Here is a 22,813-nt window from a genome sequence, read left to right as displayed (position 1 = left end):
GTACGAGCCGATGGCGGCCGGCGGCCGGCGCCACCGGTCGCGCCACCGACATGCCTCAGCGGTTGGTGAGCCGCCAGCCGCGCGCCCGCTCGTGCTCCGCCCACAGCGCCGCGTAACGCCCGCCGGCCGCCAACAGCTCCTCATGGGTGCCCTGTTCGGCGATCCGGCCGTCGGCGAGCACCGCGATACGGTCCGCGCCCGCGACCGTCGTCAGCCGGTGGGCGATCACCAACAGGGTTCGCCCGGCGCCGAGTTCGGCCAGCGCCTCGTGAACGTCGCGCTCGTTCTCCGCGTCCAGCGCCGACGTCGCCTCGTCCAGCAGCACGATCGGCGTGTCCTTGAGCAGGGTGCGGGCGATCGCCACCCGCTGCCGCTCGCCGCCGGACAGCAGACCGCCGCCCTCGCCGACCCGGCTCGCCCAGCCGTCCGGCAGGCTCTCCGCGACGAGGTCAGCCCGCGCCCGGCGCGCCGCCTCCCGCACCTGCGCGTCGGTCGCGTCCGGCCGGCCGAGCCGGATGTTGTCCTCCACGGTGCCGTCGGTGAGCCGGACGTCCTGGAACACCATCGACACGGTGTCCATCAGCTCGTCCGTGGTCAGCTCCCGTACGTCGACGCCGCCGATCCTGACCGCGCCGCCGTCGACGTCGAAGAAGCGCGCGATCAGCTTGGTGACCGTGGTCTTGCCCGCGCCGGACGCCCCGACCAGGGCGGTCGTGCCGCCCGCCGGGATCCGCAGCGTCAGCCCGTCGAGCACCGGTCCCGCCGCCCCCGGACCGTCGCCGTATCCGAAGCGGACGTCGTCGATCTCCACGGACAGCCCGCCCGTACGGCCGGCGCCGCCCTTGAGGGTGCGGGGTTCGGCCGGTTCCGGCAGCGGGGGAGTGCTCAGCACCGCGTCGATCCGTTCGACCGCCGCCCGGCAGGAGCGCAGCGCCTGCACCGCGCCCGCGACGACCGCGAAGGGCTGGAGGAAGTGCACCCCGAGCACCAGCAGCGCCACCGCCCGCGCGGGCGACACCTCGTGATGGGTGGCGAGCAGCACCCCGATCACCAGGACGGCGGTGAAGGCCGACTGGATGGCGAGCTGGCCCAGTTGGAGACCGGGCAGCGCCCCGGTGACCTCGCGCCTGGCCGCCTTGTGCTGCGCCGCCAGCGCGTCGTCCAACTGCCCGTGCCCGCCGCCCGACACCTCCGCCGACCGGCCGTTGGCGCGCAGCACCGGCTGCGCGCCCGCGAATTCCACCAGCCGTGCCCCGGCCTCGGCCGCCGCCGCGTCGTGCTCGGCCTCGCTGCGGTCGGTCAGCCGCCTGGCCACCGCGAAGACCGCGAGCACCACCGGCACCGTGACCAGCACCGACAGCGCGATCCGCCAGTCGTAGCAGACCAGGAAGACGAAGATGGTGGCCGGTGTGAGCACCGCGCCGATCAGGGTCTGCGCCAGGTGCACAGACCGCGTCGCGGTGTTCACGCCCTGCCCCAGCAGCCGCTCCAACTGCCCGGTGCGGGCGCCGTCGAACCAGCCGAGCGGCAGCCGTACGACATGCGCGCCGAGCCGCTCGTACAGCGAGCGCCGCCAGGCCGACGACAGCAGCAGCGCCCGGATTCCCATGTCGTAGTGGGCGATCCAGCCGACGACCACGGTGCCGGCCAGCGGCAGCAGCCACCAGCCCGCCGTGCGGGTGTCACCGCCGAGCAGGGCGGTGAGCAGCGGCACCAGCAGGCCGAAGGCGACGCCCTCGCTGACCGCGTAGACGGTGGTGGACAGCAAGTAGCGCAGCAGCGGGCGGCGTTGGGTGTCCCCGACGATCCGCAGCAGCAGCGTGATCACGCGGGACCTCCCTGGTGGCTCTCGGCCGCCTGGTGCTGGGCGGCCCACAGCCTCGCGTAACGCCCGCCGGCGGTGAGCAGTTCGTCGTGCGTGCCGCGTTCGGCGATCCGGCCCTCGTCCAGGACGAGGATCCGGTCCGCGGCGGTGACCGTACGCAGCCGGTGGGCGATCACCAACAGGGTGCGCCCGCCCGCCAGTTCGGCGAGTCCGTCCTGCACGGCGGCCTCGGACTCCGGATCGGCGAAGGCCGTGGCCTCGTCGAGCACCACGATCGGGGTGTCCGCGAGCAGCGTGCGGGCGATGCTCACCCGCTGCGCCTCGCCGCCCGACAGCAGGGCGTCCTCGCCGATCACCGAGTCGTAGCCGCGCGGCAGTTCCATGATCCGGTCGTGCACGGCCGCGGCCCGCGCCGCCGCCTCCACCGCCGCGTCGCCCGCGTCCGGCCGCGACAGGGCGATGTTCTCCCGTACGGAGCGGCGCAGCAGCACCACGTCCTGGAAGAGGAAGCCGATGTGCCGGTACAGCTCCGCCCGCTCCAGGCGGCGGATGTCGGTGCCGCCGAGCCGGATCGCGCCGCCCGTGACGTCGTGGAAACGGGCCAGCAGCAGCCCGAGCGTGGACTTGCCCGCGCCCGACGGGCCGACGACGGCGGTGACCGTACCGGGCTCCAGGACCGCGTCGATGCCGTGCAGCACCTCGCGGTCGGGGGTGTAGCCGAAGGTCACCCCGGCCAGTTCCAGTGGCAGCGCCCGGCTGCCGGGCGCCGGGTCGGGCAGCTTCTCGGGCTCCGCGGGCACCTCTTCCGCCGGCTCGCGCAGCAGCCCGGCCACCCGGTGCGCCGCCGCCCGGGCCGTACGCCGCATGTCGCGGGCCGCGTAGACCGGGGTCAGCAGCTCGAACAGGCCGAGCGCCAGCAGCGCGAAGGCCACGATGTCCACCGGCTCGGTCCAGCCCAGCGCCACGCAGCCGACGCCCGCGCCCGTGATCAGCAGCAGGATCGTGGCCGGCGCCACCGTGGCGCGGGTCAGTGACCGCTGCCGGATGAAGACGCGCTGCGCCTCGTCGTTGGCGTCGGCGTACGCGGCGGCCGCGTCCCGGAAGCGCTGCGGCGCCTTGGAGCCGCCGAACGCCTTGGCGACGGCGATGCCATGCGTCAACTCGATGACGGCGGCCGACAGTTCGGCGTTCGCGGCGGCGATCTTCCGTACGGGCTCCGCGGCGTTGGCGGCCAGCCGCATCCGTATGCTCTGCGCGCCCGCCACCACGGCGACGGTCAGCAGCGCCAACCGCCAGTCCGCATACAGCAGATAGCCGACGATCACCGTCGGACCGGCGACGGCAGCCGCCATGTCGCCCCGGGCGTGCGCGACGGCGTGGTGCAGCGCGTTGACGTCGTCCTGCACGGTGGTCTTCACCCGCGCGGAGACACCGCCGGCGAACCAGCTCAGCGGCAGCACCGCCAGATGCGCGGCCAGCCGGCGGCGCAGCCCGTACGCCAGCTCCGCGTCCGCCAGGTGCGCGACCAGGGCGGCGAGCAGATACAGCGCCAGGCGCGCGGCGAAGAGGCCGACGGCCAGCCACACCAGCGGCCACAGCCGGTCGGACCGCGCGCCGCCGTCGCCCTCGCCGTCGAGGAGGCGGCGACCGATCTCGACGACCGCGACCATCGGGGCCACCGACAGCGCGGCGGCCAGCGCCTGGAGGACGGCGGCGACGGTGACCCGCCCGCGGACCGGCCGCTGGAGCGCGGCCAGGTCGCGGGCGGGGGAGTGCTCCGGGTTCTTCGCGGTGGACGCGTCAGGCACCGTTCTTGACCGCCGTCGCGAGCTTGGGCGTCACCGCGTCCAGGCCGTACGGGATGCTCAGCACCGACGGGAAGGCCAGCGCGATCGCGGTCGGCATGTCCAGCGGGATGTACGAGCCGCGCTTGACCGCGGGCAGCCGCTTGAACAGGGCGTCGGACTCGAACTTCTTGCGCGTCGCCTCGTCGGGGTAGGTGAGGATGACGACGTCGGCGTCCAGCAGGTCGAGGCGCTCGCGGGCTATCTGCGAGCGGCCGGGCGTGGCGGACGGCGGCAGCTTGGTGACCTTCGGCGACAGCTCAAGGCCGAGCTGGTGGAAGAAGGTGGCCGCGGCGTCCGCGGTGCTGCTGGTGGTGTAGACGGAACCGTCCGCGCCGACCGGGCCGAAGGTGAAGGTCTTGCCGGTGAACTCCGGGTGCTCCGACTTCACTTGGGCGATCTTCGCGCGCACCTCGGTGATCAGCTTGTCCGCCTCGGCCCGCTTGCCCAGCACGTCGCCGGCCCGCTGGGCCATCAGGTCCCAGCCGTCCTTGCCGACCCCGTTGCCGTACGCCAGGGTCGGCGCGATCTTCGTCAACTTCGCGTAGTCGGTGGCGAGTTGGTAGTCGTCGCTGGCCAGGATCAGATCGGGCCGCGCGGCGGCGATCTTCTCCAGCGGCAGACCGTCGGTGGTGCCGACCAGCTCAGGACTTGTCGTCGGCTTCTGCCAGGGGGCCAGGCCGCTGGGAAAGACCGCGTTGCGGGCGGCGAGGACGAGCGGGGCGCCGAGGGCCAGGGCGAGGTCGGTGTCCCGCAGATAGCCGCAGGCGGCCACGCGCTTGGGCGCCGCCTTCACCGTGGTGGAGCCCGGGGTGCCCTTGACGGTCACCGGGAAGGCGCCGGCCGCCGCCGTACCGCTCGCCGTCGGGTTCCCGGCGCCCTTCGCGTCGCTCTTCGTGCCGCCCTTGCCGGAGTCGTCGTCGGACGAGCAGCCCGCCAGGGCCAGGGCGGCGGTGGCCGCGGTCGCGCCCGTACCGAGCAGGAAACCCCTGCGGGACAGCGACCGGGGCAGGAACCGGGGCTGCGGCTGGGACCCGGACTGGCGGGCGGTACCGGGACGCGTGCGTGTACTCACTGCTGGGCTCCTCGCGCGGCGGCCGACGCGGGGGAGACGTCGGATGATCAAGGTTGGGATATTTAGGTAAGGCTAGCCTTACTACATCATCCGGTGTGCGGCACCGTCAACGATCTGCCCGCTCCGTGGTGATGAAGCCCGCGCCGCGGACAGGCACTATGGGGGAGTGCGCCCCGGCAACGCGTCGGAAACCGTGTGATGGGATGCTCGGCGGTGATTCCCCGATGTGCTCCGCGGCGGGGAGCAGGTGGCCTGACCGGCAAGGATGGATGGATATGGACAAGCAGCAGGAGTTCGTTCTCCGCACGCTGGAGGAGCGGGACATCCGCTTCGTCCGGCTGTGGTTCACCGACGTGCTCGGCTACCTGAAGTCGGTCGCCGTCGCGCCCGCCGAACTGGAGCAGGCCTTCGACGAGGGCATCGGCTTCGACGGCTCCGCGATCGAGGGCTTCGCCCGGGTGTACGAGTCCGACATGATCGCCAAGCCGGACCCCGGGACCTTCCAGATCCTGCCCTGGCGGGCCGAGGGCCCCGGCACCGCCCGGATGTTCTGCGACATCCTGATGCCCGACGGCTCGCCGTCGTACGCCGACCCCCGCTACGTCCTCAAGCGCGCGCTCGCCAAGACCTCCGACCTCGGCTTCACCTTCTACACCCACCCCGAGATCGAGTTCTTCCTGCTCAAGGACAAGCCGCTGGACGGCGCCCGGCCCACCCCCGCCGACAACTCCGGGTACTTCGACCACACCCCGCAGAACATCGGCATGGACTTCCGCCGCCAGGCCATCACGATGCTGGAGTCCATGGGCATCTCGGTGGAGTTCTCGCACCACGAAGGCGCCCCCGGCCAGCAGGAGATCGACCTGCGCTACGCCGACGCGCTGTCCACCGCCGACAACGTCATGACCTTCCGGCTCGTCATGAAGCAGGTCGCCCTGGAGCAGGGCGTGCACGCCACCTTCATGCCCAAGCCGTTCTCCGAGCACCCCGGCTCCGGCATGCACACCCACCTGTCCCTCTTCGAGGGCGACCGCAACGCCTTCTACGAGTCCGGCGCGGAATTCCAACTCTCCAAGGTCGGGCGGTCGTTCATCGCCGGCCTGCTCCAGCACGCCGGCGAGATCTCCGCGGTCACCAACCAGTGGGTCAACTCCTACAAGCGGATCTGGGGCGGCTCCCAGCGCACCGCGGGCGCCGGCGGCGAGGCCCCCTCGTACATCTGCTGGGGCCACAACAACCGCTCCGCCCTCATCCGGGTCCCCATGTACAAGCCCGGCAAGACCGGCTCCACCCGCGTCGAGGTCCGCTCCATCGACTCCGGCGCCAACCCCTACCTCGCCTACGCGGTCCTGCTCGCCGCCGGCATGAAGGGCATCCAGGAGGGCTACGAACTCCCGGCCGGCGCCGACGACGACGTCTGGGCCCTGTCCGACTCCGAACGCCGCGCCCTCGGCATCGAACCCCTCCCGCAGAACCTCGGCGAGGCCATCACCTTGATGGAGCGCAGCGAACTCGTCGCCGAAACCCTCGGCGAGCACGTCTTCGACTTCTTCCTCCGCAACAAGAAGCAGGAGTGGGAGGAGTACCGCTCCGAGGTCACCGCCTTCGAACTCCGCAAGAACCTGCCCAATCTGTAGGCCCGGGCCGGTGGGCCCCCTCTGCGGAGGGGGCCCTTCTTCTTGCCTCGGCTATCGAGATTCGATAGATTTCCATCGCTGGTCGATGGGCTGAGGGGTTCGTGGACGGAGGGCGGGTCATGGGGAAGCTGACGGTGCGGGCGCTGCGGGGTGTGCTGGTGGTGATGCTCGTCGGCACCGTGTTCGTGCAGGCCGGGATGGTGTGGGCGCTGGTGGGCGGGAAGGACGCGGAGGACGGGTCGCTGCCGCTGACCCCGCTGCGCGTGGTCACGATCCTGGGCATGGTGTCGGTGCAGGTCGCCGTGGTCTGTGTGTGGCGGCTGGTGTCGATGGTGCGGCGCGGCACGGTGTTCTCGGACGCCGCCTTCCGGTACGTGGACGGTGTGATCGGCGCGATCGTCGCCGCCGCCGCGGTGTGGTTCACGGTCACGGCCATCAACGCGCCCGGCCAGCGCGACGACCCGGGCGTCACGCTCATCATGGGCGCCGTCGGCGTGGCCATCCTGGGGGTCGCGCTCATCGTGCTCGTGCTGCGGATGCTGCTCGCCCAGGCCGTCGCGCGCGACGGCGAAGCCGTACGGATGCGGGCCGAGCTGGACACGGTGATCTGATGCCGATCGTCGTCGACATCGATGTGATGCTGGCCCGGCGGAAGATGTCCGTGAGCGAACTCGCGGACCGCGTCGGCATCACACCCGCCAATCTCGCGGTGCTCAAGAACGGCCGCGCCAAGGCGGTGCGCTTCGCGACGCTCGGCGCGCTCTGCGAGGTGCTCAAGTGCCAGCCGGGCGACCTGCTGCGCTGGGAAGCCGAGGACGCCGCGAGCGGCTGAAGCGGGCCGGAGGCCGTGCCGTTACGGCAGCCAGGCCGGGGCGAGGGCGGAGGCGGTGAGACGGCGCGGGGCGCCGGCGCCTGAGGCGGGGACGGTCCACAGGTCGGATCCGTAGTCGCCGGGGAGGGCGTAGGCGAGGGTGGCGTCGTCGGACCAGACGGCCTGGTCGTCCACGTCACGGGTCTCGGCCACAGGGTGGTCCCGGAGGGTCGCCAGGTCCAGGACGTACAGCCGCCAGGGCGCGTCCGAGGACAGACCGGGGACGCGTTTCTTGAAGGCGATCCGGGTGCCGTCGGGGGACAGCGACGGGCATTCGACGTTGGTGCGCAAGGTGGTGACGGTACGGGCGGCGACGTCGCCGCGCACCAGGTAGGTGTGGCCGCCGGTGGCGAGCGTGGCGTAGAAGTGCCTGTCGTCGGCGAAGGTGACGCCCCAGAAATTGACGTCGGCGGCGTGCAGCCGGTGGCCATCGCGCGTGATGGCGTAGTCCTCAAGCGACGCCTGGAGCGCGCCGGTGCGGGTGTCGAGGATCGAGGTGCGGGTGGAGAAGTCGGTGCCCGCGTACGAGTCGCCGCCGACGAAGACGGTCCAGGCCGCCATCCGTCCGCTCGGCGAGACCCGCGCCCGGGTCGGGATGCCCGCGAGCGGCACCCGGCGCTCCACCCGCAGGTCCGCGTCGAGCACGACCGCGTCGTACGAGTCGTTGATCGCGCCGCGCTCGGCCTGGAGGCAGATGCCGGTGCCGCCGGCCGCGGAGAAGCGCAGGCACTTCACGCCGGAGGCGACGCGCGGGCCGTCCGGCGCGGCGGCGGGCACCGAGGTCAGCTCGTCGCGGTGCGGGCCCCACGCCATGGAGCGGAAGACGATCCGTGGGCCGCCGCCCGGGGCGAGCGACACCCTGCCCGCGCTGACGGCGGGACCGCCCGCCTGCACATGGTTCCTGCGGTCGGCCCGCGCCGAGGCGTGCCACACCGCGACCCCGGCCACGCACGCCAGCACCGTGACGCACGCGACCAGCACCAGCAGCCGGTCGCGCATGCTCAGGCCGCCGCCCGGGCCCGCGCCGGGCTCCGCCGCCCCGACCGCCGGCTCCTCGACCTGCGCCTCGTCGACCCCGTCACTCATGCGGTCTCCCCCGCTTCCGTTCCGGCCGGAGCGCCGCGGTCGGTAGGCGACGGCCGCAGCCGCAGCGACAGCACGACGCTCAGCGCGAGTGCCACCGCGGCGCCCGACAGCGCCGACCTGTCCCCGAAGGCCGTCCACGCGGCGCCGAAGCCGATCGAGCAGACGAACCGCGCCGCCGCCTGCCCGGTCTGGACGAGCGCGAGACCGCTGGAGCGCAGCGACTCCGGTACGGACCCGGCCGCGGCCGCCATCAGCACCCCGTCGGTCGCCGCGTAGAAAGCGCCGTGCAGCGCGAGGACCGCGTACGGCAGGATGCCCGTCCGCAGCTGGCCCAGGAGCAGCCCGTACGCGGCCAGCAGCGCGAAGTGGCCGCCGACGAACACCCGCCAACGGCCGACCCGGTCCGCCCAGCGGCCGAGCGGCACCGCGAGCAGCAGGAAGGCGGCGGCGGTGCCCAGCGGCAGCAGCGCGAACCAGCGGTCGGGCACGCCGAGCCGGCGTTGCAGCAGCAGATAGACGAAGGAGTCGCTGACGGTGGCCAGGCCCAGCGCCATCGCGCACAGCGTGAGCCCGCGCAGCTCGCGGCGGCCCAGCAGCCCGACCGCGGCCTTCAGCGACGGACGGTCAGTGGCCTTGTCCGGCAAGGGAGTTGATGCACCCGTCGCGGACGCCTGCCGTACGTGCGACGGCACGAACAGCAGCAGCACGACCACGCCGACCGCCGCCACGCAGAAGCTGACGGTGAAGACCGCGTCGTATCCCTCCGCCGCCTGACGCAGAATCAGAAAAGCGACCAGCGGCCCGAGAAGGGCGCCCGTGGTGTCCATGGCGCGGTGCACCCCGAAGGCCCGCCCGCGCGCCCGCGGCGCCGAGGACAGCGAGATCAGCGCGTCGCGCGGCGCCGTCCGCAGCCCCTTCCCGGTGCGGTCCACCGCCAGCACCGCGCCGATCAGCGGCAGCGTGTGCACGGCCAGCAGCAGCGGCTTGCACAGCGCGGACAGCCCGTAGCCGAGCGCGGCCACCGACTTGTGCCGCCCGCCGCGGTCGGCGAGATGCCCGCCGACCAGCCGGACCAGCGCGCTGAAACCGTTGTAGACGCCGTCGAGCAGGCCGAAGCCCAGCGGCGACAGACCGAGCCCGGTGACCAGGTACAGCGGCAGCACCGCCGTGACCATCTCCGACGACACATCGGTGATGAGGCTGACGGCGCCCAGCGCGAGCACCGTCGAGGCGACGGGACCGGCGGCGGACGGCCGCCCGGGGCGCGGACCCCGGGCGGTGTCGGACGCGGTGGTGGTGCCGGGCGCGGCGGTGTCGGGCGCGACGCTCGGCGCGGGCGCCGCGGGCGTACTGCCGCGGCTCTCGCTGACGTACACCGGTCAGCCGGCCCAGATGCCGGCGATGTCCGCCGCCGACGCGGCATTGCCCGCGTGCGTCGACGTCCCCGCCAGGTCCTCCAGCGTGCGCAGCAGGTTGTAGTGGTTGTAGTTGGTCGCGGACGAGCTGCCCGCGGTGACCGGCTGACCGTAGAAGACGGTCGGAATCCGGTTGCCGCTCAGCGAGTTGTCCTCGTCGAAGGTGACGACGAGCAGGCTGTTGTGGGTCTTGGCCCACGTGGCGTACGCGCCCAGGTTGTTCTTGATCCAGGTGTCGCCGGTGCTCACCGAGCAGTCGTGCATGTCGCTGCACAGATTCGGCACGACGAAGGACATCCGCGGCAGCGTCGAGTAGTCGGACGGGAACTGCGCGAAGGTCTTCGCGCTCGACGTCGGCACATTGGAGAAACCGAACCACGGATTGTGCTTCTGCGCGTAGTTGCCGCTCTTGCAGGTGGTCGAACCCTGGCTCGGCAGCGTCTCGTTGTAGCTGCCGAAGGTCCTGCCCGCGGCGATCACCTCGGAGCCCAGATTCGCGGCGGAACTGAAGCCGGTCTTCACGCAGCTGTCGTCGGTCACGCCCTGCGTGGAACCGGAGAACAGCGCGTAGTAGTTCGGCTGGCTCGGGTGGGTGATGGCGTGGCTCTGCGTGAGATTGGCGCCGCCCGACTTCAGCGAGTTGATGTACGGGGCGCTGGAGCTGCCGATCACCTGGCTGTACGCGTGGTTCTCCATGACCACCACGATGGTGTGGTCGGGGGTGGGTACGGAGCCCGCCGCGTGCGCCGAGCCGCCGATCCCGGCCCACAGGCCGGCGGAGGCGGCGGCGAGGCCGGCGGCGGTCAGCAGGGCGGTGCGACTGCGGCGGGGCATGCGGCGGGGCAGGGTCCAGCCGTGCACGGCGTACCTCCGGTAGGACAGGCGGGGGGCGGGGGTATGTTCACAGTGTGCATGCCAAAATTAGGGTGCGCGACCCGGCCGGGCGACCCCTCCCCGGGTGAACAGCCGACGAACGTTGCCCCTGCTCGCAGCGTGTTTCCGGCCGCGGGTACCGTGGTCCGGCCTGATCCGTCCGGTGCGGCCGGGATAGAGCGGCACCGATCAGGGGTACGGGGCAGCCGTGACACCACAAGACCCGCCGGGAGGGCCGATGCAAGGACGCCGGAGCAGTACGTTCACACGGCTGCTGCGGCACGGCTTCACCGACCCCGCGGCCGCCGAACGCCTGCTGGACCTGCCCGTGCTGTCCGCGGTCCGGACCGACCCGGTGCTGTTCGAAGCGCTCGGCGGCACCGCCGACCCCGACCAGGCGCTGCTCGGCCTGGTCCGGCTGGCCGAGGCCCTGGACCCGGGGGAGCGGCGGGCTCTGCTCGACACCGTCACCACCGCCAAACCGCTGCGCGACCGGCTGCTCGGCGTCCTCGGCGCCTCCGAGGCGCTCGGCGACCACCTGGCCAGGCACCCGTCCCACTGGCACGCCCTGGTCACCTACGAGCCCGCCGACCTGCACCCGGGCGTCGCCGACTTCGTCCGCGGCCTGGCCGGCGCCGACACCCCCGACGCGCTGCGCGTCGCCTACCGCCGCTGCCTGCTCGGCATAGCGGCCCGCGATGTGTGCGGCACCAGCGACCTGGTGCGCACCGCCGCCGAACTGGCCGACCTCGCCACAGCCACCCTGCGCGCCGCGCTCGCCATCGCGTACGCGGAGAGCCCGCAGGACGCCGCGGCCTGCCGGCTGTCGGTGATCGGCATGGGCAAATGCGGCGGTCACGAGCTGAACTACGTCTCCGACGTCGATGTCGTCTACGTCGCGGAACCCGCCGACGACACCCTCGGCCAGGACGACGCGGAGGGCGCGGCGGTCCGCGCCGCCACCCGGCTGGCCGCCCGCATGATGCGGATCTGCTCCGACACCACCGCCGAGGGGACGATCTGGCCGGTCGACGCCAATCTGCGGCCCGAGGGCAAGAACGGCCCCCTGGTCCGTACGCTCTCCAGCCACCTCGCCTACTACAAGCGGTGGGCCAAGACCTGGGAGTTCCAGGCGCTGCTCAAGGCCCGGCCGGTCGCCGGGGACGAGGCGCTCGGCGAGGAGTATCTGGCCGCCGTGCACCCGCTGGTCTGGCAGGCCGCCGAGCGGGACAATTTCGTCACCGACGTCCAGCAGATGCGCCGCCGCGTCGTGGACAACATCCCCGCCGCCCACGTCGACCGCGAGCTGAAGCTCGGACCCGGCGGCCTGCGCGACGTCGAATTCGCCGTCCAGCTCCTCCAGTTGGTGCACGGCCGCACCGACCCGTCACTGCGCAGCGGTACGACGCTGACCGCGCTCGGCGACCTCGCCGCCGGCGGGTACGTCGGCCGCACCGACGCCGCCGCCCTCGACGACGCATACCGCTTCCTGCGGCTGATGGAACACCGCATCCAGCTCCACAAGATGCGCCGCACCCACCTCGTGCCCGACGACGAGGCGGGCCTGCGGCGGCTCGGCCGCGGCCTGGGCTTCCGCGCCGACCCGGTCGCGGAGCTGAACCGGGAGTGGAAGCGGCACTCCAAGGAAGTACGGCGGCTGCACGAGAAGCTCTTCTACCGGCCGCTGCTGGACGCCGTCGCCCAGCTCGGCGGCGAGGAGACCCGGCTCAGCACCGACGCGGCCCGCCAGCGCCTCCAGGCGCTCGGCTACGCCGACCCCGCCGCGGCCGTCCGCCACCTGGAGGCGCTGGCCAGCGGCGTCAGCCGCAAGGCCGCCATCCAGCGGACGCTGCTGCCGGTCCTGCTCGGCTGGTTCGCCGACTCCGCCGACCCCGACGCCGGACTGCTCGGCTTCCGCAAGGTCTCCGACGCGCTCGGCAAGACGCCCTGGTACCTGCGGCTGCTGCGCGACGAGGGCGCGGCGGCGCAGCGGCTGGCCAGGGTGCTGTCCTCCGGGCGGCTCGCCCCCGACCTGCTGATGCGCGCCCCCGAGGCGGTCGCCCTGCTGGGCGCCCCCGACGGGCTCGTACCGCGCGAGCACGCCGCGCTCGAACAGGAAGTGCTGGCCGCCGTCGGCCGGGCCGACACCCCGGAACAGGCCATCGCCTCCGTCCGCGGCGTCCGGCGGCGCGAGCTGTTCCGTACGGCCGCCGCCGACCTCATCGACACGTACGGGGACGACGAGGAGGACACCTCGGACGGCCCCGCCGACCCGGCCGTGCTCGTCGACCGCGTCGGCACCGCCATCTATGGGCTCACCGCCGCGACCCTGGCCGGCGCGCTGCGGGCCGCCGTCAACCACGTCACCGGCAACGACGCGCATCTGCTGCCCACCCGGTTCGCCGTCATCGGCATGGGCCGCTTCGGCGGGCGCGAGATGGCGTACGGTTCGGACGCCGATGTGCTCTTCGTGCACGAGCCGCGCGAGGGCGCCGACGAGAGCGAGGCGACCCGGGCGGCGGGCGCCGTCGCCGACGAGATGCGGCGGCTGCTCCAGATTCCCACCGCCGATCCGCCGCTGCTGCTCGACGCCGATCTGCGGCCCGAGGGCAAGAGCGGGCCGCTGGTCCGCAGCCTCGCCTCCTACGGCGCCTACTACCGCCGCTGGTCGCGGGTCTGGGAGAGCCAGGCGCTGCTGCGCGCCCTGCCCGTCGCGGGCGACGCCGACCTCGGCGAACGCTTCACCGCCCTGGTCGACCCGCTCCGTTACCCCGCCGACGGGCTCGACGAGGAGGCGGTGCGCGAGATACGGCGTCTCAAAGCCCGGATGGAGTCCGAGCGGATGCCGCGCGGCGCCGATCCCACCACGCACGCCAAGCTCGGGCGCGGCGGGCTGTCCGACGTCGAGTGGACGGTGCAGCTTCTTCAGTTGCGGCACGCGGGGTCGCTCCCGGAGCTGCGCACCACCGGGACCCGGCCGGCCCTCGCCGCCGCCCTCTCGGCCGGGCTCATCGATCCCGAGGACGCGTGCGTACTGGACGATGCGTGGGTTCTCGCGACGCGGGTCCGTAACGCCGTCATGCTCGTCCGGGGGCGGCCCGGGGACACCTTTCCCGGCGACGGCCGTGAGCTCTCCGCCGTCGCCCGCTACCTCGGCTATCCGCCTGGGCACGTCGGTGACATGCTCGAGGACTACCGGCGGCGCACCCGTCGTGCCCGCCTCGTCGTCGACCGCCTCTTCTACACCTGACCCGACTCCTGCGGAGGGCGGTAACCCTCAGGGGCGCGCGCCCCTGAAAGACCTCACTCACCCCCCTCCGGAGGAGACCAGGTGCGGGCCCAGAGGTCGAGTGGAGCGATCGCGTCGCGGAGGGAGAGGCCGACAGGGGTCAGGGCGTACTGCCCGGACGGGGTCTGCCCGAGAAGACCGGCGGCGCCCAACTCCCGGAGCCGCTGGTAGAGCACGCTCGGCGACATCCCGTCGCACCGGGCGCGGAGGTCGCGCGCCCCGACGGGACCGTCCCGCAGCTCCCACAGGATCCGCAGCGCCCACCTCCGGCCGAGCAGGTCGAGCGCGGCCATGAGAGGGCGGCCGGTCCGGGAGCCGCGGACGGGGCGGCCGGGGAGCGGGACGGTCATGACGGCATCCGCCTCCTCCTTGACGTTTCGGATTCCGTAACCCTACGGTGACGGAAGGCGTTACGGAATACGAAACGCACAGAAGGCACCGGAGGAGCACCGATGGGCGAGCCGACCGCTTTCTACGAGCCCGGCCCTGACGGGTCCTTCGTCGCCACGGAAGCCACCCAGGGCCCCTGGTCGCCCGACCAGCAGCACGGCGGCCCGCCCAGCGCCCTGCTGGTCCACGCCATGGAAGCCCTCCTCGCGGACGACGGGACCGGGCCCGACGGCCACCTCGCCAGAATCGTGCTGGACTTCCACGGCCCCGTCCCGGTCGCCCCGGTCCAGGTCGGCGCCACCGTGCTGAAGCCCGGCCGGCGGGCCCGGCTGCTGGGGGCCGAGCTGAGCGTGGACGGCCGGACGCTGCTCACCGCCCGCGCCTGGTGGCGCCGCCGCGAACCGGGCCTCGTCCCCGACGTACCGGTGGCGGCGCCGCCACTGCCGGACCCCGAGGGGCTGGCCACCACGAAGGCCGAGGACGACCTGTCGCGGTACCTCGACCGCGGCTGGATCGCCTCGATGGACTTCCGCTACGTCTCCGGCTTCCACGCCACGCCGGGCCCGGCCACCGTATGGGTACGCCCCCGGCTGCCGCTCGTCGCGGGCGAGTCGACCAGCGGCACCCAGCAGGCCGTGCTCGTCGCGGACGGTGCCAGCGGCCTCAGCGCCGCGCTGGACTTCCGTACGCACCTGTTCAGCAATCTCGACATCGTGCTGAGCTTCCTGCGCCCGCCGTCGGGGCCCTGGGTGGCGCTGGACGCCGTCACCGCGCTGGACCCGGCGGGCGGCGGCACCACCAGCACCCGCCTCGCCGACACGTCCGGCTACTACGGCTTCGGCCTCCAGACGCTGTACGTGGCGCCGCACGCGTCACGCTGACGCCGGTGCTGCCGCAGAAACACGAGGGAGAGGACGGTCAGGCCGTCCGCGGGTCCGACGCCCCGGGGGCCACCGTACGGTCCACCGGCTGCCGCGGCAGCCGGTAGATCCAGCGCCCGTAGATCAGGTAGGCGACCCCGTAACCGACCGCGAGGCACGCGATGCCGCCGAACGCGTCCAGCCAGAAGTGGTTGCCGGTGGAGATGATCACCGAGAGGGTGAACAGCGGGTAGAGGCCGCCCAGGATCTTCGCCCACAGCGGGGTGGCCAGCGTCGCGATCGTGATGCCGCACCACAGCGACCAGCCGATGTGCATCGACGGCATGGCCGCGTACTGGTTGGACACATGGGCCAGATTGCCCGAGGCCATCGAGCCCCAGGTGTGGTGCACCTGGACGGTGTCGATGAAGTCGCCGCCGGTCATCAGCCGGGGCGGCGCCAGCGGGTAGAGGTAGAAACCGACCAGGGCGATCGCCGTCGTCACGAAGAGCACCAGGCGGGCCGCGCCGTACCGGCCGGGGTGGGCGCGGTAGAGCCAGACCAGCACCCCGATGGTGATGACGAAGTGCAGCGTGGCGTAGTAGTAGTTCATCCCGACGATCAGCCACGTCACGGAATTCACGCTGTGGTTGACGGACCGTTCGATGTCGAGACCGAGGTGCCCCTCGAAGGACCACACCGACGAGGCGTGCCGCAGCGCGACCCGCTCCTGCTCCGGCACCGCGTTCCTGACCAGTGAATACAGCCAGTAACTGACACCGATCAGCAGGATCTCGAACCACAGGCGGGGTCTGCGGGGGGTACGCAGCCGTCCGAGCAGGGTGTGCCGGGGTTCCGTGCGGGCCACACCCGTCGCCCCGTCCGGAAGCGTGGCACCGGCGGAGTGCGTCGGGGTGGCCGTACGGTCGTTGACGGTCTTCGCTGTCGGTTCCCCCATGGGACACCAGTCTGCCAGATTCGCCCCGTATCGCAGGTCAGACTTCGGTCGGATCCGGTGTCCCGCGTGTCACTCCTGAGGAGGGTTGCTGCGGCGGCACCGGCGTGCTCCGTACGGCGGGCGCCGCGGCCGTCGAACCGCGGACGACCAGCTCGGGGAGGAAGACGAACTCGCTGTGCGGCGCCGGGGTGCCGCCGATCTCCTCCAGCAGCGCGTTCACCGCGGCCTGGCTCATCGCCGCCACCGGCTGCCGGATGGTGGTCAGCGGCGGGTCGGTGAACGCGATCAGCGGCGAGTCGTCGAAACCCACCACCGACACGTCGTCCGGCACCGACAGGCCCTGCTGCCGGGCCGCCCGGATCGCGCCGAGCGCCATCATGTCGGAGGCGCAGACGATCGCGGTGCAGCCGGACGCGATCAGCGCGGTGGCCGCCGCCTGGCCGCCCTCCAGGGTGAACAGCGAGTGCTGGACCAGCTCCTGCGCCTGCTCCTCGGTGCGGCCCAGCACGTCCGCCATGGACGCCACGAAGCCCTCGATCTTGCGCTGCACGGGGACGAAACGCTTCTGCCCGACCGCCAGACCGATCCTGCGGTGCCCGAGCGCCGCCAGATGGGTGACGGCCAGCCGTACCGCGCCCCGGTCGTCCGGTGACACGAACGGCGCGTTGACCTTCTCCGAGAAGCCGTTGATCAGCACGAACGGCACGCCCTGGCCCTGCAGGCGGGTGTAGCGCTCCATGTCGGCGGTGGAGTCGGCGTGCAGCCCGGAGACGAAGATGATCCCGGCCACCCCGCGCTCGACCAGCATCTCCACCAGTTCGTCCTCGGTGGAGCCGCCGGGCGTCTGGGTGGCCAGCACCGGGGTGTACCCCTGCCGGGTCAGCGCCTGCCCGATGATCTGCGCGAAGGCCGGGAAGATCGGGTTCTCCAGCTCGGGCGTGATCAGCCCGACCAGGCCGGCACTGCGCTGACGCAGCCGGACCGGCCGCTCGTACCCCAGGAGGTCGAGCGCCGCCAGTACGGATTCACGGGTGGTCGCGGAGACACCGGGCTTGCCGTTGAGTACCCGGCTGACCGTCGCTTCACTGACCCCCGCCTGGGCTGCGATGTCTGCGAGCCGCGCGGTCACAGCACCGGATGCTAGGGGACGGAACGCCACCACGTCAGATCGCCCACCAAATTGCCGTGTCCGCGGCGATAACCGGCTCAATGCCGTCATGTACGGGATTGTCGGTCACGGGGCCGCCGACGCCGAGCGGGCCGCCCGCGGGCCGGTCCGCCGTCGCGTCCGCGACCGCGGGACGCACCCCCTCAGCGTAGTCGGCGCCGCTGGACAGCAGCGCCCGGCTCCCGGCCGGCAGCCGCACCCGGACCGGCTCCGAGGTCAGGTTGACCGTGCAGACGAAGCCGCCGCCGGGGGCGTCCCGGCGGAAGGCCAGCACCCCCTCCGGCGCGTCCAGCCAGGTCACCGCGGTGCCCGCGCCCAGCTCCTGGCGCTGTCTGCGGACCGCGAGCGCCGACCGGTACAGCTCCAGGGTGGACGCCGGGTCGCCGGTCTGCGCCGCGACACTCAGCGCCGCCCAGCTCTTCGGCTGCGGCAGCCAGCTCGGCCCGCCCGCCGGCCCGAAGCCGTACGGCGGCTCGTCGCCCGACCACGGGATCGGCACCCGGCAGCCGTCGCGGAAGCCGTCCTGCCCGGCCGCGCGGAAGAACGACGGGTCCTGCCGCACCTCGTCCGGCAGGTCCGTGACGTCCGGCAGCCCCAGCTCCTCGCCCTGGTAGAGGTAGGCGGAACCGGGCAGCGCCAGCATCAGCAGGATCGCGGCCCGCGCCCGGCGCAGGCCCAGTTCGCGGTCGCCCGGCTCGCGCTGCTGGGTGCCCAGCTCCGGCGGGTTGCCGAAGCGCGTCGCGTGCCGGGTCACGTCGTGGTTGGACAGCACCCAGGTGGCGGGCGCGCCGACCGCGCCCATCGCGGTCAGCGATGTGTCGATAACCTTGCGCAGCGCCGCCGCGTCCCAGGAGGTGCTCAGATACTCGAAGTTGAACGCCTGGTGCAGCTCGTCGGGGCGCAGGTAGAGCGCGGCCCGCTCGATCGTCGGCGTCCACGCCTCGGCGACCGCGATCCGCTCCTCGCCGGCGGGGCCCGCGTACTCGTCGAGGATCCGGCGCCAGCCGCGGTAGATCTCGTGCACGCCGTCCTGGTCGAAGTACGGCATGGCCGCGGTGCCCAGCAGGCTGAGCTGCTCGGCGTGGCCGATGTCCGGCAGGCCCGCGGCCTTGACCAGGCCGTGCGCCACGTCGATCCGGAAGCCGTCGGTGCCCAGGTCCAGCCAGAAGCGCAGCACCGAGCGGAATTCGTCGTGCACTGCCGGGTGGTCCCAGTTGAAGTCCGGCTGCTCGGGCGCGAACAGGTGCAGATACCACTCGCCGGGTGTGCCGTCCGGGTTCACCGTACGGGTCCAGGCGGGGCCGCCGAAGATGGACTCCCAGTCGTTGGGCGGCAGTTCACCGGCCGCGCCCTTGCCGGGGCGGAAGTGGAAGCGCTCGCGCAGCGGCGAACCCGGGCCCTCGTGCAGCGCCCGCTTGAACCATTCGTGCTGGTCCGAGCAGTGGTTGGGCACCAGGTCGACGATCACCTTCAGACCCAGCGCGTGCGCGGCCCTGATCAGGTCGTCCGCGTCGTTGAGGGTGCCGAACATCGGGTCCACGGCCCGGTAGTCGGCCACGTCGTAACCGGCGTCGGCCTGCGGGGAGGCGTAGAACGGCGACAGCCACACCGCGTCCACGCCCAGGTCGCGCAGGTACGGCAGCCGGGCGGTGACCCCGGGCAGGTCGCCCATGCCGTCGCCGTTCCCGTCGGCGAAACTGCGCGGGTAGACCTGGTAGATGACCGCGTCGCGCCACCAGTCCCCGCGCTCGGCGTCGACCTCGCCGACGGCGTCGGCGGTTGCGGAGCTGGGCGCGTGGGTGAGGTGCTGGCTCATGGCTTCCTTCATTGTTCCGGGCCTTCGGCGGCGGGGGAACGACAACTGGATTGCGTACGGGGTGGGTCGGGGGGGGCGGGTGCTCAGCCCTTGGTGCCGCCGGCGGTGAGGCCGGCCACCAGATGGCGCTGGACGAGCAGGAAGACAATGCCCGCCGGGATCGCGATCACCACCGAGGCGGCGGTCATGCTGCCCCAGTCCGCGCGCTGGTCGGAGGCGAAGGTGCGGATGCCGGCCGCGAGCGTGGCGTGCTTGCTGCTCATGAACTGGCTGGAGTAGGCGACTTCGCCCCACGCGGTGAGGAAGCTGTAGAAGGCGGTGACCGCGAGACCCGGCCGGGCCAGCGGCACGATCAGCCGCCAGAAGGTGCCGAACGGGGTGAGGCCGTCGACCCGGCCCGCCTCGTCGATGTCGCGCGGGATGGTGTCGAAGTAGCCCTTGAGCATCCAGGCGCAGAACGGCACCGAGATCGTGCAGTAGACGAGGACGAGACCGAGGTAGGTGTCGATCAGGTCGAGCTGCGCCATCAGGTTGTACAGCGGCACGATCAGCACGGCGACCGGGAACATCTGGGTGATCAGGAAGGTCCACATCAGCGACTTGTGCCCGGGGAACTTCATCCGGGAGATCGCGTAGCCGGAGCTGGCCGCGATCAGCACGCCCAGCAGGGTGGTGGCCGCGGCGACGATCACCGAGTTGAGGAACCACTTGGGGAAGCTGGAGTGGAACAGCACGAAGCGGTAGTTGGCCAGGCCCAGGTGGTGCACGACCTCCGAGGGCTGCTGCCAGGCGCTGCCGGGGCCGAGCGAGATGAAGACGATCCACAGCACGGGGAAGACCGCGACGGCGCTGGCCGTCAGCAGCGTGGCGTGCAGCGCGACCGACGCGCCGCGGCCGCGGGAGCCGCGCGGGCGGTATTTGCGGGTCCTCGGCGACGTACCGGTACGGGAGGCGGGGGCGGTGGCGGCCGGGCCGCGATGGGTGGTGGCACTCATGGTGATCCGGCTCCTAGACCTGCTCGGACTTCAACTGGCGGCGGTAGAAGGTGGAGAAGGCCACAAGGATGAGGAGGATGACGATGCCGTAGGCCGCGGCGCCGGAGTAGTCGGACACCCCGGTGAACGCCTTCTCGTAGGCGTAGGTCACCAGGATGTCGGTGTCCCCTGTGGTGTTGTTGCCGAGCAGCAGGAAGATGATCGGGAACATGTTGAACGTCCACACGGTGCTCAGCAGGATCACCGTGCTGGTGACCGGGCGCAGGCCCGGCAGCGTCACATTGAGGAAGCGCTGCAACGGCGTCGCGCCGTCCATCTCGGCCGCCTCGTACAACTCGTTGGGTATGGACTGGAGTCCGCCGAGGGTGGCCACCATCATGAACGGCACACCGCACCAGACGTTGACGATGATGACCGCGACCTTCTGCGCGAACGGCGTGCCCAGCCAGTCCTGTTGGGGCATGCCCAGGTGCGTGATGATGTCGTTGAAGACGCCGTACTGCGAGTTGAACATCAGCCGCCAGGCGAAGACGCCGATGAAGGCGGGCACCGCCCACGGCAGGATCAGCGCGAGCCGGTAGAACAGCCGGAAGCGCACCGGCCGGTTGAGCAGCATCGCCATGCCGAGGCCGATGGCGTACGTGATCGCGACGCAGGAGACGGTCCAGATGACCGTCCACTCCAGGCGCGGATAGAAGTCGCCGTCCTGGCCGGAGATGATCTGCCAGTAGTTGTGCAGGCCGACGAAGTCGTACGAGGCGCCGATGTGCACCGGGCCGATGTCCTTGGCGACGTTCTGCTCGGTGGCGTTGGTCAGCGACAGGTAGATGCCGTACGCCAGCGGGTAGAGGACGAGCACACCGATGACGATGATCACCGGGGCGACCATCACCCAGGCGTACCAGTACTTGTCCCAGGACCGCCGCAGTGACGTCCTGAGGCCCGGCCGGGGGGCCTTCACCCGGGCGGGAGGGTCCATGGTGGCGGTGGTCATCGCTCCTCGGCTCTGCTGGGGTCTGCTCGGGATCTGCTGGGGGGCCGCTCGGGTCACGGCGGGGGAGAGGGGCCGGACCGGCCGGCCGGGCGCGTGGGCCCCGCCTGTTCAGGCGGCGGGGCCCCGGCCGGCCGGCCCGGGGTCACGGGGCCGTACGGCTACGGGTCGCACGGCGACGGGGTCACTGCACGCTGAAACCGGGCAGCAGCTTGCCGAACTCCTTGGCCGCCGCGTCGAGCCCGTCCTGCACCGAGGTCTGGCCCTGCAGGATCTTGATGTACTGCTGCTGGAGCGGCGTGAACAGACTGCCGACCTGGGGCAGCGCCACCCGCGGCCGGGCGGTGTCCATGATCGGCTTGAAGCCGGCGATCTGCGGGTTCTTGGTGACCTCCGCGGTGTACGCGGACGTCCGGGTCGGCAGCGTGCCGTTCTTCAGCGCGATCTTCTGCTGGCTGCTGGAGGACGTCATGAACTGCGTGAAGAGGTACGACGCGTCCAGGTTCTTCGAGCCCTGGTAGACCGCCAGGTCGTGGCCGCCGGTCGGCGCCAGCGCCTTGCCGGTGGAGCCGGCCGGGACGGGCGCGTAGCCGAGGTTGCTCTCCTTGCCCTTGAAGGCGCTGCCGGTCAGGTCGTCGCTGACCGACCAGGGGCCCTGGATCAGCATCGCGACCTTGCCGGTCCTGAAGGACGTCTGCATGTTGTCGTACGCGCTCGCGAAGTCGACCTTCAGCGAGGAGGTGTCGTAGATCTTCTTCGCCTCGGTGACGGCCTTGACCGCTTCCGGCGAGTTGATCGTGATCTTCTTCGCCGCCGGGTCCGCCAGGTCGGCGCCCTCGCCGAACAGCACCGGGAACAGGAAGTACGAGTCCGGGTTGACGTAGGTGCCCGTGACGCCCGGCACCTTCTCCTTGATCGTCTTGGAGTCGGCGATCAGCTCGTCCCAGGTCTTCGGCGGCGCCGTGATCCCGGCCTTGGCGAAGATGTCCTTGTTGTAGAGCAGGCCGAGCGTGTCGGTCACCGACGGCGCCCCGTAGCTCTTGCCGTCGTACTTGGTGGTGCTCAGCGGCCCGGCCAGGTAGTCGCCGGTGTCGGTCAGCGCCGGGGTGCCGTCAAGCGGCGCGATGTAGTGCAGCGACGCGTACTCCGGGATCAGCCCGACGTCGGTCCTGATCACGTCCGGCGCGCCCTTGCCGCTCTGCGCGGCGGCCTTGAACTTCTGCTCCACCGTGGTGAAGTCGACATTCTGGTAGTTCACCTTGATCTTCGGGTACTTCGCCTCGAAGTCCGCGATCAGCGCCTTGTACGTCGGAGCCTCGTTCTTCGCGTCCGAGGTGTCCCAGTACGTGATCGACCCGGCCACCGCGGCCGGGTCCTTGGCCGCCGACCCCTTGTCGTCCTTGCTGTCACTACCGCCACCGCCACAAGCGGTGACCCCGAGAACGATGGCCGCGGCCATCGCCACGGCGGATATGCCGCGTCGCATACCTGACTCCTTGATGAGGGAAGTGCCCGTCCGCCTGGTGCGTCCAGGCCGGGCCGCATTCGTCCCGTGCGGCCACTCGGGCTGGGCAGGACCGTAACAGCGATGCAATCCCTTGCGAAAGACGTTGCAAGGAACTTTCTGCGCGTCGGGTCCGGTGTGACGCTTTCGTTACCGGCGGATGTCGTCCGGCCTGCGCACGGGCGGTCCGGCGGCCCGTACGCCCCGGGGCGGCCC

The 22,813-nt window shown here is 72.0% G+C and carries 18 protein-coding genes; 5 read left to right on the top strand and 13 right to left on the bottom strand.

Going from position 1 to position 22,813, the window contains the following annotated elements:
- Positions 1-55: 55 nt before the first annotated feature.
- From BM076_RS13715 to BM076_RS13705, 3 genes are read right to left on the bottom strand one after another with little or no spacing between them, the layout of a single operon-like run.
- Complete coding sequence (locus BM076_RS13715; RefSeq protein WP_177246439.1) at positions 56-1,828, bottom strand: ABC transporter ATP-binding protein; 1,773 nt, start codon at positions 1,826-1,828, stop codon at positions 56-58.
- On the bottom strand, positions 1,825-3,633 hold the full coding sequence (locus BM076_RS13710) for an ABC transporter ATP-binding protein (RefSeq protein ID WP_218160068.1): 1,809 nt from the start codon (positions 3,631-3,633) through the stop codon (positions 1,825-1,827). Before BM076_RS13710 ends, BM076_RS13715 begins: the two co-directional genes overlap by 4 nt.
- Positions 3,626-4,744: an iron-siderophore ABC transporter substrate-binding protein gene (locus tag BM076_RS13705; RefSeq protein WP_143120565.1), complete on the bottom strand. Its 1,119-nt coding sequence runs from the start codon at positions 4,742-4,744 to the stop codon at positions 3,626-3,628. The genes BM076_RS13710 and BM076_RS13705 overlap by 8 nt, the downstream gene beginning before the upstream one ends.
- 275 nt (positions 4,745-5,019) lie before the next feature.
- On the opposite strand from BM076_RS13705, the gene glnA reads away from it, so the two are divergent.
- From glnA to BM076_RS13690, 3 genes are all read left to right on the top strand, one after another.
- On the top strand, positions 5,020-6,381 hold the full coding sequence (glnA, locus tag BM076_RS13700; RefSeq protein ID WP_093713776.1) for a type I glutamate--ammonia ligase: 1,362 nt from the start codon (positions 5,020-5,022) through the stop codon (positions 6,379-6,381).
- A 119-nt stretch (positions 6,382-6,500) separates the two neighbouring features.
- Positions 6,501-6,992, top strand: a complete 492-nt coding sequence (locus BM076_RS13695) for a DUF2975 domain-containing protein (protein ID WP_093713775.1) — start codon at positions 6,501-6,503, stop codon at positions 6,990-6,992.
- Positions 6,992-7,213, top strand: a complete 222-nt coding sequence (locus tag BM076_RS13690) for a helix-turn-helix domain-containing protein (protein ID WP_093713774.1) — start codon at positions 6,992-6,994, stop codon at positions 7,211-7,213. Before BM076_RS13695 ends, BM076_RS13690 begins: the two co-directional genes overlap by 1 nt.
- Positions 7,214-7,234: 21 nt before the next feature.
- Here BM076_RS13690 and BM076_RS13685 read toward each other — a convergent pair whose 3' ends face one another.
- The 3 genes from BM076_RS13685 to BM076_RS13675 all read right to left on the bottom strand — a co-directional run bounded on the left by BM076_RS13685 (position 7,235) and on the right by BM076_RS13675 (position 10,587).
- Complete coding sequence (locus BM076_RS13685; protein WP_093713975.1) at positions 7,235-8,257, bottom strand: TolB family protein; 1,023 nt, start codon at positions 8,255-8,257, stop codon at positions 7,235-7,237.
- A 77-nt stretch (positions 8,258-8,334) separates the two neighbouring features.
- Positions 8,335-9,714, bottom strand: coding sequence for an MFS transporter (locus BM076_RS13680; RefSeq protein ID WP_177246438.1), 1,380 nt, complete (start codon positions 9,712-9,714; stop codon positions 8,335-8,337).
- Between the two features lie 3 nt (positions 9,715-9,717).
- Complete coding sequence (locus tag BM076_RS13675; RefSeq protein ID WP_093713973.1) at positions 9,718-10,587, bottom strand: alkaline phosphatase family protein; 870 nt, start codon at positions 10,585-10,587, stop codon at positions 9,718-9,720.
- Positions 10,588-10,864: 277 nt separating this feature from the next.
- Between BM076_RS13675 and BM076_RS13670 the strand changes: the two genes are divergently transcribed.
- A complete protein-coding gene (locus BM076_RS13670; protein ID WP_093713773.1) occupies positions 10,865-13,876 on the top strand; it encodes a bifunctional [glutamine synthetase] adenylyltransferase/[glutamine synthetase]-adenylyl-L-tyrosine phosphorylase in 3,012 nt (1,003 codons plus the stop codon).
- Between the two features lie 53 nt (positions 13,877-13,929).
- On the opposite strand, the gene BM076_RS13665 is transcribed toward BM076_RS13670, so the two are convergent.
- Complete coding sequence (locus tag BM076_RS13665; protein WP_245796037.1) at positions 13,930-14,265, bottom strand: winged helix-turn-helix transcriptional regulator; 336 nt, start codon at positions 14,263-14,265, stop codon at positions 13,930-13,932.
- A 102-nt stretch (positions 14,266-14,367) separates the two neighbouring features.
- On the opposite strand from BM076_RS13665, the gene BM076_RS13660 reads away from it, so the two are divergent.
- Complete coding sequence (locus BM076_RS13660) at positions 14,368-15,186, top strand: thioesterase family protein (protein WP_093713772.1); 819 nt, start codon at positions 14,368-14,370, stop codon at positions 15,184-15,186.
- Between the two features lie 37 nt (positions 15,187-15,223).
- Here the strand turns inward: BM076_RS13660 and BM076_RS13655 are convergent, their stop codons facing one another.
- The 6 genes from BM076_RS13655 to BM076_RS13630 all read right to left on the bottom strand — a co-directional run bounded on the left by BM076_RS13655 (position 15,224) and on the right by BM076_RS13630 (position 22,579).
- Entirely contained in the window at positions 15,224-16,123 is a 900-nt protein-coding gene (locus BM076_RS13655) for a phosphatase PAP2 family protein (protein ID WP_093713771.1), read from the bottom strand.
- Between the two features lie 37 nt (positions 16,124-16,160).
- Complete coding sequence (locus tag BM076_RS13650; protein ID WP_245796036.1) at positions 16,161-17,252, bottom strand: LacI family DNA-binding transcriptional regulator; 1,092 nt, start codon at positions 17,250-17,252, stop codon at positions 16,161-16,163.
- A 34-nt stretch (positions 17,253-17,286) separates the two neighbouring features.
- Entirely contained in the window at positions 17,287-19,107 is a 1,821-nt protein-coding gene (locus BM076_RS13645) for a glycoside hydrolase family 13 protein (protein ID WP_093713769.1), read from the bottom strand.
- Between the two features lie 83 nt (positions 19,108-19,190).
- On the bottom strand, positions 19,191-20,102 hold the full coding sequence (locus BM076_RS13640; RefSeq protein ID WP_093713768.1) for a sugar ABC transporter permease: 912 nt from the start codon (positions 20,100-20,102) through the stop codon (positions 19,191-19,193).
- Between the two features lie 13 nt (positions 20,103-20,115).
- Positions 20,116-21,096: a carbohydrate ABC transporter permease gene (locus BM076_RS13635; protein WP_093713767.1), complete on the bottom strand. Its 981-nt coding sequence runs from the start codon at positions 21,094-21,096 to the stop codon at positions 20,116-20,118.
- Positions 21,097-21,277: 181 nt separating this feature from the next.
- Positions 21,278-22,579 (bottom strand): extracellular solute-binding protein, encoded by a 1,302-nt coding sequence (locus BM076_RS13630; RefSeq protein ID WP_093713766.1) that lies wholly within the window; start codon positions 22,577-22,579, stop codon positions 21,278-21,280.
- Positions 22,580-22,813 lie beyond the last annotated feature (234 nt).

It is taken from the genome of Actinacidiphila alni (assembly GCF_900112845.1).
In the GTDB taxonomy this organism is placed as follows: Bacteria; Actinomycetota; Actinomycetes; order Streptomycetales; family Streptomycetaceae; genus Actinacidiphila; species Actinacidiphila alni.
Note: the sequence above shows the minus strand (reverse complement) of the source record. Positions and strands in the feature narration are given on the sequence as shown.